Raw genomic sequence first — 11,706 nt, forward strand, 5'->3', positions numbered from 1 at the left:
CTCCACTAATCGGTTATACTTGTTTCATTGCAAATTCTAAAGAATGAAGTTTACTATCGGTAGAGTCACTTCTTGACGTTAGGACAACTGGAACTTTTGTTCCAACAATTGTACCGCCTACCTTTGCTCCTCCAAATAATGTCAGTGATTTATAAAGACTATTTCCAGCATCAATGGCTGGAACCACAATCACATCTGCATCTCCTTGAATAGGTCCTTCATAACGTTTATGCTCAACCGATTCTTTAGATAATGCTAAGTCCAATGAAATTGGCCCAAAGATAGTACTCTCTTCTAAGTTTGCTAATTCTTCAGTCACTTCTGTTGCCAATACTGATGATGGCATCTTCGGATTAAAGTTTTCTGCTGCACTTAGCAAAGCAATTTTTGGATGAGTTATGCCGATTTTATGAGCGACTGTTCTAACATTCTTAACAATCTCAATCATGCTTTCCTTAGTTGGTGCAATATTCATGGCGCAGTCCGTTAATAAAAATGAACCTTGATCATTTGGTAAATCAACCATGGCAACATGTGATAGAACGGATTGTGTTTTCAATCCATGTTCTTTCTTCAATAACTCTTTTAATAAAGTGTGTGTTTGAATAATTCCTTTTAAAAGAATTTGTGCCTTGCCTTCAGCCACATAAGAGACAGCTTGTTGCACTACATCTTGTTCATCATGACACTGTTTGTATTCCCATAATTCATCATTTCCAATATTTTCATTTGAGTCAAAAACAACAAACTTTACTGGTTGAGAAAACTGAGCTTTAGCTTTTTTTACTAATGCTAATATTTCTGGTTGCGATCCTCCCGCTACAGAAATGGTTATCATTTATTTCACCTCATTTATTAGTCCTGCTTACATACTTACTGTAACCTTAGATGTAAGCGGAAACAAATTGTTTAAATTAATCTATCTATTAAATTAATTTATACCTCGATATTTCGTTGATATATCAACGTTTCAAAATAGCGTTTTCATAACGCTCATTTACTTGCAACGATACACTCATCATATTCTAACGAATTTAACAACTAACCTTGTGAAAAATTTATCTAATACATCACTTTATTCCTATTATTAGTTATTTTATTCACAATCTTTCTTGTTCTTTTCACTATTTTTCTGATACTTTTGAAAAAGAGATGATTTTTTCAAAGAGTTTTACTCCGCTCCTTTCTCTATTTAATGATTAATGTTATTTAACTCTTTTTACTCTAAAAAAGCAAACTTAAACAACTTAATCTTTTTATGTGTATCTTATACGCTAAAAACAAAGAATATGCTGTTTAATTTCCCTTTTAAGTACATTTGTTGTAAAATGAATTAATTAATAAAGGAGGAATGACTATGTTTTTAGCATTTAATGAAATCCGTTACTCTAAACTAAAGTATTTATTAGTTACCAGCGTCATCTTTTTAATCGCTTACTTGGTTTTCTTCCTAACTGGGCTTGCATATGGTTTAGCGCAAGACAACCGCTCGGGTGTTGACAAGTGGGAAGCTGATTATCTACTCATTACTAAAGAAGCCAATGATAATTTAAATCTTTCGCTTTTTCCAGATACCCTTATCAAAGAAGTCAAGGCTAAGGATAAAGCCTTACTCTCTCAATCTCCCGGTGTCATAACAAACGAAAAGAGTCAAACAAAAGTGAATATCAGCTTATTCGGGATTGATTCACAACAGTTTATTACTCCTAATATCAAGGAAGGACGTTTGTTTTCTGCGCATCATGAGACCGTTGTTGACGAAAGTTTAAAGAATCAATATGGCTTTAAACTCGGCGATAAAGTCCTTTTAACGGGACAGACTGATGAACTTACGATTGTAGGTTTTACAGATCATGCTAAATATAATACAGCTCCTATTCTTTATCTCTCTATTAATGATTTTCAAGATATCCGTTTTGGTTCTGAGCGTCAAAATAATCAAATTAATGCGATTGTCACACGTGGCAACACCTCAAAAATTCCAAAAACTTTAAAAAAGACGACAATTGCCAATTTTATCAAAAAAATACCTGGCTATAATGCTCAAATTTTAACCTTTGGATTGATGATCGGTTTCTTAATTGCGATTGCTGCGATTATCATTGGTATTTTTATTTATGTCTTAACGATGCAAAAAATAGAAGTTTTTGGTGTATTAAAAGCACAAGGTATTTCGAATCGGTATATCTCAACTTCAATCATCAATCAGACCTTTTTACTTGCATTTACTGGTGTTATGGTTGGGCTTTTAGCGAGTCTATTAACTGGTTCACTCCTTCCTAAAGCTGTGCCCTTTCAAATTAACTTGCTCTTTTTCAGCGGGATTTGTCTACTTATGATATTAACTGCTGTCATCGGCGCCTTCTTTTCCGTAAAAACCATTATTAAAATTGACCCATTAAAAATGATTGGGTAAGGAGGAATTAAATATGAATGCGATTGAATTTATTGAGGTAACAAAAGAATTTAAAGATGGCGATGATGTTATTATTGCCTTAAAACCGACCACTTTAACTGTCAAACGAGGAGAATTCATTGGTATTATTGGCCCCTCTGGCTCTGGTAAGAGTACTTTTCTAACCCTAGCTGGTGGTTTACAAACCCCTTCCAGAGGACAAATCATTATCAATGACACTTCCTTTAGTGATGAATCGGAAGTAAAAAGAGCGCAATTACGTTTCAAACAAATTGGTTTTATCTTACAAGCTTCAAATTTGGTTCCCTTTTTAACTGTTGAAAAGCAATTTGAACTGGTTGATAAAGTTAACAAAGAAAAAAGAAGCTCTCAGATCAAAGATTTATTAGACCAATTTGGTGTTGGGCACTTAGCCACTAAATATCCCGAAGCTCTTTCAGGAGGAGAACGGCAACGAGTGGCAATTGCACGAGCCCTTTACAATGATCCTGCGATTATCTTGGCAGACGAACCTACCGCAAGTTTGGACACAGAGCGAGCGCGTGATGTCGTTAGACTTTTAGCTAAAGAAACCAAAGAAAAAAACAAAGCCACTTTAATGGTGACTCATGATACTCGTCTAATTAATGAGTGTGATCGTCTTTTTGTCATTACTGATGGAAATTTAGTCGAAAAAAAACTAGAGAAGAAATCCTAAATAAGGATTTCTTCTCTAGTTTTTTATTCTAAATTAGTGTGTCTGACCACCAATTACTTTTAAATCTTCTTGACCATCAAATTCAACAATCGCAGCAATCGCAGCCTCAATTCCCTTAACAATATTGTCTAGTGACATTGATGCTGTATTTGGACGCTCTAAAACTTGTTCAGGTAAAAATGGAACATGCATGAACCCAGCTTTGACATTTGGAAATTCAGTATGCGCCAAATATAAACATTGATACATAATATGGTTACAGACAAAAGTTCCGGCTGTATTTGAAACAGAGGCTGGAACTCCAGATTCTTTCATGGCTGTTACCATTGCTTTGACAGGATGTTGTGAGAAGTATGCAGGTGCTCCTTCTTTCTGTATTGGAACATCAATTGGCTGATTTTTTTCATTATCTGGAATACGAGCATCATCTAAATTAATCGCCACTCGTTCAGGGGTTAAATCAAAACGGCCCCCTGCTTGTCCGATATTTAAAATATAATCAACATTTTCTTCTTTTAATAGTGCTTCTTTAACTACTTCGGCACTCTTTCCAAAAACAGTTGGTATTTCTAATTTAATAATTTCTGCTCCATTGATTGTATCTGATAAACGTTTCACTGCCTCAATAGCAGGATTCATTTTATCATTACCAAATGGATCAAAACCTGTGACTAATATTTTCATTCTGTCACTCCTTCATTTCTAATTTAAAATGCCCATACATACATTAACACAATATGCACAATTATCATAAAACTTGCTACAAAAACCTGTTCCTTCATGACACCATATTCATTTTTCATTTCCAATAGACTTGCGGGTAAAATATTAAAGTTTGCAGCCATAGGTGTAAGTAACGTTCCACAATAACCAGCGGTTAAAGCTAAAGCTCCCGCGATGGCAGGATCTGCTCCTTGCATAATAACAAAAGGAATTCCCACACCAGCTGTAATTACTGTAAATGCGGCAAAGCCATTTCCCATAATCATTGTAAAAATTACCATTCCTAGAACGTAGGCGATTGTTCCTGCCAATCGGTGCCCTTCTGGAACCAAACCACCAATCATCTGAGCAATGACATCCCCCACACCAGCAAGTGAAAATATAATTCCTAAAGCGGCTAATAATTGAGGTAGAACACCCGATGTCCCCATTGCCTGTAACATCCGATCACTTTCAGACATAACTTGTTTAGCTGGTGCTTTAAAAACACCCAAGGCTAAAAGAATACCAATAATGGCAGCAATTCCAATCGCTGCTTTACTCGATGGCTTAATCATTGTTGCAAAAAGTACTGAGAATAATGCTAATGATAAAACAGGGATAAATATTTTATTCCCAAAACGTTTTGCATTTGCTTCTAAAGTTTCTTGATCAAACGGAAGAAATTTAGAAATTTCAAATTGTTTGAATAAAGTAATAACCCCTAATAAGACTACTAAAATTCCATTCACTTGATTGGGTAACATCTTACCAAATGCAAATAAAAGACCTAAATCTAACCAAAAGAGACCTGAACCTATTCTCTTGCTATTTTCTTTATTGGTAAAGACTTTAAAAGCCGTATAACAAAGTTGAATACCGATTAAAATGAAGAAAAATTCTAATAAATGATCAAAAAAACGTTGTGATGCTTCTCCGTTTAACATCGCTAATCCTCGAGATATATTTTCGAAACTTTTCATAAAAATCCCCCTCCTTATTTTTTATATTTTCGATTTAAACGTTGATCAAAAATAAAGTTCAAAACAACACCTAAAACAATCATAATCAACGCTACTGGCATTGAAGCTTTGGCTACATCTAAACCAGTGATTTGATACCCTAGATTATCTAACGTTCCTACGATAAGTAAAACACCACCCGCTGCCATAAATGTATTTTGACCATAAAAATTACCATAATTTTCCATTGCAGCTGCTTTAGCTTTAATTTTTTCTTTATCTTCGTCGTCTATTTCTCCATATTTTGCTTCAGCTGAGGCTTCAGCCATTGGTTGCACTAAAGGACGAACAAATTGTGGATGTCCTCCCAAACGAATCGAAAGTGCCCCTGCTAGTTCACGTATAATCAAATAAATTGATAAAAACGAACCAGTGGTTAAGCCTTTTACCTTCTTAATTAAGTTGACGGCTTGCTCTTTTAATCCGTGTGATTCAGCTAATCCAATCAAAGGTAACGTTAAAAAGAAAATAGTTACAATTCGTTGATCAACAAAGGCTTTCCCTAATTCTTCTAAAAATTTCCCCATTGAAATATCCGAAACTAATGCCGTTGCAAGTCCTGCAATGATGACAACTGCAATTGTATCAAGCTTAAGAACAAATCCTACAACAATGATGACAATGCCAATTAGTTTAATCCATTCTAATTCCATGATGTTTCATCTCCTTATAATTTTTTTACATCTTTCATTCTACTATAATCTAAGAATTAAAAGCAAAAACAAAAATGCGTTTTCATTAATTCATCTAATAAAAGTACGATTAAAAAAATTTCAAGTTAATAGTATGATACTAAAATTTGATATAAATTATATATATTAATTAAAAGAACCAAGATAATAACGATACGATAAACATTTATCACATTTTCATTTGACATTTTTCTACTTAGAATTGCTCCCAAATAACCTCCACAAATAGCTGCTGGTATGATAAATAATAAAATTAACAGATCATACTCAATCAAATTAGTTGTTAATAGAATGTTAATTATTTTTGCACCTTGAGAAAAAAAGATAATAATGATTGAATAAACTGTCGCTTTTTTTATCTCTAAACCAAAAAAGAGTATTAAAACTGCTACATTAATTGGACCTCCTCCAATACCTAATAAACTTGCTAAAAAGCCAAGAAAAAAACCAACTGAAACATGAAATAGTGGATGTTTAAACTCAAATTTCCATCTATTTTTTAAACTATACAAATATGAAAAAAATAAAGTTAAAATTGTAATAATTATTTGAATACTTTTAACATGTCTTTCATCGCTAAAAAATATTAAAAGTTGTTTCAATGCTACGTTACCTAAAACACCCCCTAAAATTGCTCCTAAAGATAACTGTAAACCAAAAAGCCAATCAATTGTTACTCTTTTTTTTATTTGACGTTGGGTTGAGACAATTGACATTGTAAAAACAGCTACTGTAGAAAAAAAAGATATTTCTGAAATTGTATGATATGAAGCGAAATCCATCATTGGTTTAATAATAACTCCCCCACCCATACCTGAAATTGCTCCCACTGAATTTGCGATAATGATAATTAGTGAATATAACAAACCGATTTTCATAAAAAAACTCCTTCCTTTAGGCAATGAAAAACAAGGAATCAACTAGATTCCTTGTCTATTTTTAATTCTTATTGTTTAGCCAAATAGGAGAACCCCAAGCTACTTGTCCATCACTTTGAATAACTTTAATAAAATAGGAATCTTCTTCTCCAATGATAGGTTCTTTTACCGTAAATTTCGTAATTACTTCATAATCTTCATTTGTAAAACCTTGATATATTTTTATCTTATAGGCATTATGATACCAACCATCACTTCTTTCAAAATTCGTAAGGCCAGAGAGCTCCTCTACTAGCTTTTTAGCTTCTTTTTCAAAAACAATTAAATGACTTTTTTCTAAAATTTCTTTAACTGAGTACACATACTCTTCATTCTCTAACCTCAGTCTTAGCTCACTCTCAACGGGTGCTTCTATTTCGAATATAAATCCCTCATTCTTCATTGAATTATCTCTCATCCAATGATCATCATCTGTTGCTTTCTGTGATAGGCATTTAAATTTAACATCCTTTTTTTCATCGGAAATACAATAGTCATTATCAAATGAATTAAAAACAGATTCAACAGAAATAATTTTTCCTTCTGTTTTTAAAATCCCTTGCCAATTCTTTTCAAATATGTTTGGAAAGTATCTTACATTAGGTCCCCAACCACACTCAAGTTTAAATTTAAATCTAACAAATTCTTTATTTAATTCTGAACCAATCTTAGTTTTAATCACTTTTATTTCTTCTAACTCTGTATTCTTAAATAGTTCTATTCTTTCAATTTTACTGTTTGCGATAATTTCAGTTTTTATTTCACGGTTCTTACCAATTGTCGGTACTATCGAGCCCATTGGTTGCCCTTCTAGCTCAGACCAAACCGATATTTTAGAATCAGTAAAACCAAACGTACGACGTGCTCTTAATGCTTCCCATATTGATTCTTTAGTATAACTTTGGGCCCACACACCTGCACGACCATTTTTTACTAATGCTGGTACTTCATGATTATCACCTGATGCGATTAACCCAAAATGATAACCTTTTTTTAACCCATCTACAACAGTACTACCATCTACTCTTGGTCCCATATGAATATGACGTTCCATCTTTATATTTGTTTGATCACGTTCTGAGCTACCGTGATGCGAATAAGTTTCAACAAATGGTGAAAAGTCTTCATCATGAGTTTCCCAATTTTTCCCTCTATTCCCAACAGAATATGCTAGATGATGTGGAATACCAATTACTTCTTGATTTTTATAAAACTTAACTAAGTCTTGGTAACGAGGTGCCAAAGATATTTCACCATAATCTTCTTTAAAGTAAATATTATGATCTCCATCCACACCTGATCCTTGCCACTCATAACCTATAAAACTAATAAAATCATCTTTTTTATTTTTTGTTTTTAAAAATTCAGTTATTATATTCCATTGTTCTAACATCTTTTTTTTGTCTATTTCTTCTTCAGTTTTATATTTATTTTCTAATTCAATCATTTGATATGGATAATAAGCGATAGTAAAAAAATCTGTTACTTTTTTACAATGTTCATACCATTTTTCTAAATCATTAATCTGATAGGGATGTAAATTTAAATGCAAATCTGTTATATAATTTTTATATTTCACTTTCTCTTCCTCCTCATTCTTACATAATTCTTAAGGTAACCATAATAGCTGCAAAAATAAGAATACCGAACAGTAATTTATTAGTACTCCATTTTTTCTTATCTACTAAAAAATAACTAACTAGGGCTATAACTAATGGAAATAAGTTTGGCATAATTTTATCTAGTATTTCTTGAAGGCTAATTTTCATTTCTCCAGAGGTAAAGCTTAGTGCTATTGGTGCTTGAATTGTACTAGAAGCAACACCTCCAATAACAATTAACCCTATAATCGTTAAACTTGTTGTTACCTTTGTTTTAATTTCTTCATTCATTAGTATCTTCACTGCATCTAAACCTAATGAATAACCTTTGACAAATAAAAAATATTTCATAGGTACCATTAAAGCTAACCACATTGTTAAAAATGTTAATGGTCCTAAAGCAGAACCTCCAGCTGACAAACCAATTCCAATACTAAGTAAAATCGGGTTAATTGTTCCAACTAATATAGAATCTCCAATACCTGCTAATGGACCCATTAATGCATTCTTAGTACTTGAAATAATTTCAGTATCAAATTCTTCCTTATTATTAGCATATGTTTCTTCTAATGCCAATGTAATTCCCGGAATTATAGCACCTAATTGTGGTTCTGTATTAAAAAATGATAAGTTACGTTGCAACGCTTTAGATAGTCCTTTTTTATCATTTTTATAAAGCTTTTCTAAAGCACCGGACATACTATGTGCAAATCCAGTTCCCATCATTCGCTCGTAATTATGAGCACTTTGATGAAAAAATAGCCAACGCCATGATGCTTTTGCCACATCACCTTTACTTAATTTTATTTCATCTTTCTTCATAATCGCCAACTCCTTCAATATCATCTGAATTCATGAACACTTGATTTGATTCTACTGAACCTTCATTATTATTTTTAGTAAAACGAGCCATAACATAAACTAGTGAAATCGCAATTGCAATGAAAACCAAAGAGGTTGTTGTTAATTCAAAAGATGAATTAATAACCCATCCTAAAATAAATAAAGAAAGCATCCATTTTTCAGGAACAATTTGTTTTAATAAAATAGCAAATCCTAGTGCTGGCAACATTTTTCCTCCTATTTGTAAAAAATGAAGCACCAATTCTGGTAAAGAGTTTAACAATTTTTCTGCAAATGGAGCACCAAAATAACAAGTTAATGTAACAATAAAGAAACGTTCGACAAAAGAAACTGAAGTACCACTGATATTAGCTAATCTAACTCCTCTGGCATCTGCATTTTCAGCACAACGATCTGCTCGGTGAGAAAAACCTGATTGAACTGTCATTGTAAAATTGTGAAGTGCAACTCCTAACGCGCCTAATGGAACGGCTAACGCAACTGCTGTCTCTGCATTTCCTCCCGAAACAATAGCTAAAGGAATACCAATAAATGCAGCTAAATTTAAATCTGACGGAACTGCTCCACCAGGTGTTATCTGTCCGATAAAAATTGCTTGAACTGCAACTCCGCATAAAACTCCAGTTTTTATATCCCCTAAAATAACTCCACATATCAAACCTGCAACAAGTGGCCTGCCAATTCCATACCATCCACCAGTTGTACCAAATAACCACGGAACCTGATTACGTCCTAGATAAGCAAAAAAACCAATTAATATTGCTTGCCAAATCGCCATTTTTTCTCCTCCTTATTTCATTAATTCTTTAAAATCTACTATTGGATCGTTTGGAACCATTTGTGCAGTTATATGAGTACCGCCACTAAAAAGTTTTTTTATTATTAATTCTTCATCGTTTGTTAAATGAATGGTTCTTCGATATTTAGTAGTTTCAGCACGCGCAGGTACATTTCCTAAATTAATTTCATCAAAGTAAAATCCCCCATTCGCTAAAATTTCTAAGGTTTCTAGACGTTGAATAATAACTAATACAGTTTCTCCAAAATAACTATCTTGATTATTTAAACGATCGATAGCTGTTTTTGTAGATAAAATTGATAGTTTCGTATTATTAGGACGTGCCATTTTTAATGCAATTTTTTGCGTTATATCTTCTACAGCAATATCATCTATTACAATAATTCGAGTGATGTTCAAATGAGGTATCCATGCTGTTGCAACTTGACCATGTATCCCTCGTGCATCCACTCGAACATGCTTCAGATTCATTGGTTTTGAAATTTCATTCTTTTCTTTCATAACATTTTTTTTAATCGTCATGTGATCATCAGCTTCTTCTTTTTCTAATAAATTTTTTATTCCATCTCTTCCAACCTCAATCACTTCTTGATTTCCTAACGTTGGTGTTAAAATAGCTGTTAAAACCATTGGAAAATTCATACCTGATATAAATGAATAACGACTATCCTCTTGATATTCTTTTAATAATGTATTAGCTGGTGTTCCACCTAACAAATCAGAAAACACTAAAATTTCTTCATATTTTTCTATTGTTTCTTTCAGTTCATCCAATTTAACTAATAAATCAGCTACTCCTTCTTCTGGATATAAACAAATGGTATGAAGATTACTCGTTTTTCCAATCATCATTTCAACGGATGTTACCAATGCCTCTGGTAAATTACCATGTCCTGCAAAAATAAAACCTTTCATTTTTATAGCTCCTTTCTTTCCCTTTTATAATTTTTATTATACTTACTATTAAACCGCTTTCAATAAAAAAACGTATTTTAGCATAACAAAAAAAATTGTATTAATACAATTTAAAACATATTAATACATATCTATTGGTTTAATAGTATTTTTAAATAAAAGTATTAAATACTAATTATATTTGTTATAATTTTATTATGGAGGTTTTAATAATGAAACAAAATTTACCTTTATATCAAACTATTGCAAATACACTCACTAAACAAATAATTGAAGGTACATTTAAAGCCAATGATAAATTACCCACAGAAGAAAAATTATGTAAAAATTTCAATGTTTCTAGAGTCACTATTAGACAAGCCTTAGCTATTCTTGTTGAAAAAAGAATTGTTGAAAAAAAACAAGGAAGTGGAACTCGTATCATATATTCAGAAAAAACTGAAACAATAAATAAATCACTAAAAATTAAATCTTTTCATGATGATATGATTGAACTTGGCAAAATCCCTTCTTCCAAAGTCAAAAAATTTGAACTTAGAGAAGCTGACAAAAGAATAGCTTCTCTCTTGCAAATTGAAGAAGAAGAACTCGTTTTTTATTACGAGCGTATCCTGCTTGGTGATTCGTTTCCCTGTTCATTTGAAACAGGCTATCTGCCTTTAAAACCCTACCCAGATTTTTCAATTGAACATCTAAATTTGTCTAAGTTTAACTATATTGAAAATATAAAAAAAGAGGTAATCGATTATAGTCATCAAAATGTTGACGCTATTCTTGCTTCAAAAAAAGAAGTTGATTATTTAGATGTTCGTGAAGGTAGTCCGCTGGTTAAAATAAATTTAATAACATACCTAGATACTGGAAAACCTCTTGATTATGTTAGTATTACGTTTAATCCAGCTAATTATCACGCTCATTTCGTTAAATATCGTTAGAATAAATCATAACAATAGATAATAAAAACATATAAAAAACCTAATTTTTTAACACCATAATAAATAGGACCAATGAAAATTTTAAATTTTCATTGGTCCTATTTTTATTTTGAATAGAAAAAATATCACTTATAGCTAGTTGATTA

At 32.1% G+C, this 11,706-nt stretch carries 12 protein-coding genes; 3 read left to right on the forward strand and 9 right to left on the reverse strand.

Translation table 11 applies throughout. The features are described 5' to 3' along the window. Positions 1-13: 13 nt before the first annotated feature. Positions 14-838 (reverse strand): phosphate acyltransferase, encoded by an 825-nt coding sequence (locus ACTJFD_RS00095; protein WP_442259006.1) that lies wholly within the window; start codon positions 836-838, stop codon positions 14-16. A 519-nt stretch (positions 839-1,357) separates the two neighbouring features. On the opposite strand from ACTJFD_RS00095, the gene ACTJFD_RS00100 reads away from it, so the two are divergent. Together ACTJFD_RS00100 and ACTJFD_RS00105 are read left to right on the forward strand one after the other, a co-directional pair. Then, positions 1,358-2,416: an ABC transporter permease gene (locus ACTJFD_RS00100; RefSeq protein WP_442259007.1), complete on the forward strand. Its 1,059-nt coding sequence runs from the start codon at positions 1,358-1,360 to the stop codon at positions 2,414-2,416. 13 nt (positions 2,417-2,429) lie between these two features. After that, positions 2,430-3,113, forward strand: coding sequence for an ABC transporter ATP-binding protein (locus tag ACTJFD_RS00105; RefSeq protein WP_442259008.1), 684 nt, complete (start codon positions 2,430-2,432; stop codon positions 3,111-3,113). A 33-nt stretch (positions 3,114-3,146) separates the two neighbouring features. Here the strand turns inward: ACTJFD_RS00105 and pcp are convergent, their stop codons facing one another. From pcp to ACTJFD_RS00145, 8 genes are all read right to left on the reverse strand, one after another. Next, positions 3,147-3,797: a pyroglutamyl-peptidase I gene (gene pcp, locus ACTJFD_RS00110; protein WP_442259009.1), complete on the reverse strand. Its 651-nt coding sequence runs from the start codon at positions 3,795-3,797 to the stop codon at positions 3,147-3,149. 23 nt (positions 3,798-3,820) lie between these two features. After that, positions 3,821-4,762 carry a DUF979 domain-containing protein gene (locus ACTJFD_RS00115; protein ID WP_442259360.1) on the reverse strand — a complete coding sequence of 314 codons (942 nt, stop codon included), beginning with the start codon at positions 4,760-4,762 and terminating at the stop codon, positions 3,821-3,823. A gap of 50 nt (positions 4,763-4,812) precedes the next feature. Then, positions 4,813-5,490 carry a DUF969 domain-containing protein gene (locus ACTJFD_RS00120; protein ID WP_442259010.1) on the reverse strand — a complete coding sequence of 226 codons (678 nt, stop codon included), beginning with the start codon at positions 5,488-5,490 and terminating at the stop codon, positions 4,813-4,815. 125 nt (positions 5,491-5,615) lie between these two features. After that, on the reverse strand, positions 5,616-6,407 hold the full coding sequence (locus ACTJFD_RS00125) for a sulfite exporter TauE/SafE family protein (protein ID WP_442259011.1): 792 nt from the start codon (positions 6,405-6,407) through the stop codon (positions 5,616-5,618). A gap of 61 nt (positions 6,408-6,468) precedes the next feature. Further along, positions 6,469-8,025 carry a hypothetical protein gene (locus tag ACTJFD_RS00130; RefSeq protein WP_442259012.1) on the reverse strand — a complete coding sequence of 519 codons (1,557 nt, stop codon included), beginning with the start codon at positions 8,023-8,025 and terminating at the stop codon, positions 6,469-6,471. 19 nt (positions 8,026-8,044) lie between these two features. After that, positions 8,045-8,893, reverse strand: coding sequence for a PTS system mannose/fructose/sorbose family transporter subunit IID (locus ACTJFD_RS00135; protein WP_442259013.1), 849 nt, complete (start codon positions 8,891-8,893; stop codon positions 8,045-8,047). Further along, positions 8,856-9,689 (reverse strand): PTS mannose/fructose/sorbose/N-acetylgalactosamine transporter subunit IIC, encoded by an 834-nt coding sequence (locus ACTJFD_RS00140; protein WP_442259014.1) that lies wholly within the window; start codon positions 9,687-9,689, stop codon positions 8,856-8,858. The genes ACTJFD_RS00135 and ACTJFD_RS00140 overlap by 38 nt, the downstream gene beginning before the upstream one ends. Before the next feature lie 12 nt (positions 9,690-9,701). Next, entirely contained in the window at positions 9,702-10,625 is a 924-nt protein-coding gene (locus ACTJFD_RS00145) for a PTS mannose/fructose/sorbose transporter subunit IIAB (RefSeq protein WP_442259015.1), read from the reverse strand. A gap of 212 nt (positions 10,626-10,837) precedes the next feature. Here ACTJFD_RS00145 and ACTJFD_RS00150 point away from each other — a divergent pair, with 212 nt between their 5' ends. Further along, positions 10,838-11,560, forward strand: a complete 723-nt coding sequence (locus ACTJFD_RS00150) for a GntR family transcriptional regulator (RefSeq protein WP_442259016.1) — start codon at positions 10,838-10,840, stop codon at positions 11,558-11,560. Positions 11,561-11,706 lie beyond the last annotated feature (146 nt).

The organism is Vagococcus sp., assembly GCF_052102835.1.
Classification (GTDB): domain Bacteria; phylum Bacillota; class Bacilli; order Lactobacillales; family Vagococcaceae; genus Vagococcus.